The organism is Streptomyces sp. NPDC000941 (assembly GCF_053599555.1).
Window position 1 is genome coordinate 1 of sequence record NZ_JBSFMM010000486.1, and the last position, 2,653, is coordinate 2,653.

Annotated in this window: 2 protein-coding genes; both read left to right on the plus strand. The window is 68.0% G+C overall.

Annotation, left to right across the window (positions count from 1 at the left end; translation table 11 throughout):
• Positions 1-2,142 (plus strand): condensation domain-containing protein (locus ACWDSL_RS52915; RefSeq protein WP_450496875.1); only part of this gene is annotated, 2,142 nt, incomplete at its 5' end.
• Positions 2,139-2,653, plus strand: a 515-nt coding sequence (locus ACWDSL_RS52920; RefSeq protein ID WP_450496876.1) for a condensation domain-containing protein, incomplete at its 3' end; no start/stop codon positions are given. The genes ACWDSL_RS52915 and ACWDSL_RS52920, both read left to right, overlap by 4 nt.

A 2,653-nucleotide genomic window follows, 5' to 3' on the forward strand; every position in this document is an offset into this window, starting at 1 on the left:
GACCTCGCCCGCTGGAACACCAACGGCACACTCGAACACCTCGGCCGCACCGACACCCAAATCAAAATCCGCGGCTTCCGCATCGAACCCGGCGAGATCGAAGCCGTCCTGACCGCTCATGACGCGGTCGCTCAAGCCGCCGTGCTCGTGCGCGAGGACCAGCCGGGGGAGAAACGGCTCGTCGGCTACGTCGTACCCACCGACACGCAAGCAGGGGTCGACACCGCACAGGCGCTGCACACCGTCAGGGACCGGCTTCCCGACTACATGGTGCCCACCACACTCATCACCCTCGACCGCCTGCCGCTCACCCCCAACGGGAAGCTCGACCGCAACGCCCTCCCCGCCCCCGACTACACCCCATCCACCACCGGACGTGCCCCACGCACACCACGCGAACAGACCCTGTGCACACTCTTCGCCGACGTCCTCGCCACACCCAACGTCAGCATCGACGACAGCTTCTTCGATTTGGGCGGCGACAGCATCGTCTCCATCCAGCTCGTCGCCCGCGCACGCGCTGCCGGTCTGGTCTTCACACCCCGGGACGTATTCGAGCGTAAGACCGTGGAAGCCCTCGCCCGGGTCGCAACGGACATCGGCGCCACAGCTCCGAGCGGGGACTCCGACCAAGCTCTCGGCACCGTGGTGCCGACGCCGATCATGCACCAACTACGGGAGCGTGGCGGGCCGGTGGAGCGGTTCAGCCAGGGCGTGCTGCTCCAGGTTCCCGAGCGGCTGGGCCTGGACAATCTGATCGTGGCGGTGCAGGCCGTGCTGGACCACCACGACGCTCTCCGCGCCGGCCTCGTGGAGCGGGAGGGCGACGCCTGGGAGCTCGAGATTCCCGCTGCTGGCGCGGTGCGGGCGGCAGAGTGCGTGCAACGCGTCGATGTTTCCGGTCTGGCCGACGATGCTCTGAGCAAGGTCATCGCGGCGGAGGCAGAATCCGCCCGGGAGCGGCTTTCGCCCAGGTCGGGGGCGATGGTTCAGGCCGTGTGGTTCGACGCGGGCGCCGAGGCGGCCGGGCGGCTGCTGATCGTCGTGCATCACCTCGTCGTCGACGGGGTGTCCTGGCGAATCCTGCTTCCCGACCTCCAGGCGTCCTGGGAAGCAGCCACCGCGCAGACCACCCCCACACTCCAGCCGGTAGGCACCTCTTTCCGTCAATGGGCCAGCGATCTGACCGCGTACTCCCAGGATCCGGAGCAGGAGCGGGAACTCCCCCTGTGGCAGGGCATCCTCCGATCGCCCGAGCCACAGCTCGGGACCCGCCCCCTGGACCCCGCCCGGGACACCCTCGACACCGCGCAACGCTTGACGGTGACCCTGGACCCGGAGCAGACCGAGCCTCTGCTCACCCAGGTTCCCACCCTGTTCCACGCCGGTGTCAACGATGTCCTGCTGACCGCCCTGACACTGGCCGTGCTCCGTTGGCGGGCCGAGCGCGGCCGACGTGGCGGAGACGGCGGAGATGGCGGGGACGGCGGAGTGCTGGTCGACCTTGAAAGCCACGGACGCCATGAGAGCATCACGGCAGCCGAGCTTTCCCGGACGGTGGGCTGGTTCACCTCTCAATACCCGGTCAGGCTGGACCCAGGAAGCTTCGACGAAGGTCAGGCATGGGGTGGCGGGGACGACCTGGGGCGTGTCCTCAAGCGCGTCAAGGAACAACTCCGCGCCATTCCGCAGGACGGGATGGGCTACGGACTCCTGCGCTATCTCAACCCCGCCACCAGCCCCGGCCTCGCCGGCCTCCCCGCCCCGCAGATCGGGTTCAACTACCTCGGCCGCCTCCCCATCGGGCAGGCCGCCTATTGGGCACCGGCCGCCGAGTCCACCGCGGCAGGCTCCGGCGCCGACCCCCGTATGGCTCTGTCTCACACCCTGGCCATCGGCTCACTCACCCAGGACACCCCGCGGGGCCCGACCCTCACCACCACCTTCACCTGGCCGGACGCCATTCTCACCCGTGGGGAGATCCAGCAGCTCGCCGACGGCTACCACCAGGCGCTGACCGCTCTCACCCGCCACGCCACCCGCCCCGACGCCGGTGGCCGTACCCCCTCGGACCTGCCCCTACTCGGAATCAACCAGGCGGACATCGACCGTCTGGAAAAGGTGTGGAGGAAGAAGAAGTGACTCAGCACGAACTGGAAGACATTCTTCCTCTCGCGCCGTTGCAGGAAGGCCTGCTCTTCCACGCTCTCTACGACACCGATGGCCGGGACGTGTACACGACCCAGTTCTCCTTCCGGGTGGAGGGACCACTGGATGTACCGGTTCTCAAGGCCTCCGTGCGGGCGCTTCTTCGCCGCCATGCGAATCTACGGGCCGGATTCCTTCACGAGGGCCTGTCACGCCCGGTGCAGGTCATTCCCCGCGAGGTGGAACTGCCGTGGGAGGAGATCGACTGGACGCATCTCGACCCCGATGCGCACGAGAGCTCTCTCGCCACCTGGCTGGAGGAGGACCTGGGCCGTCGGTTCCAGCTGGATGAGCCACCACTGATCCGGTTCACGCTGATCCGCCTCGCGCCACAGTCCTACCGTCTGGTGTTCACCAACCACCACATCCTCCTCGACGGCTGGTCCCTCCCCGTCCTCATGCGGGAACTGTTCACCCTCTACGCCCACCAAGGCAACGAAACCGC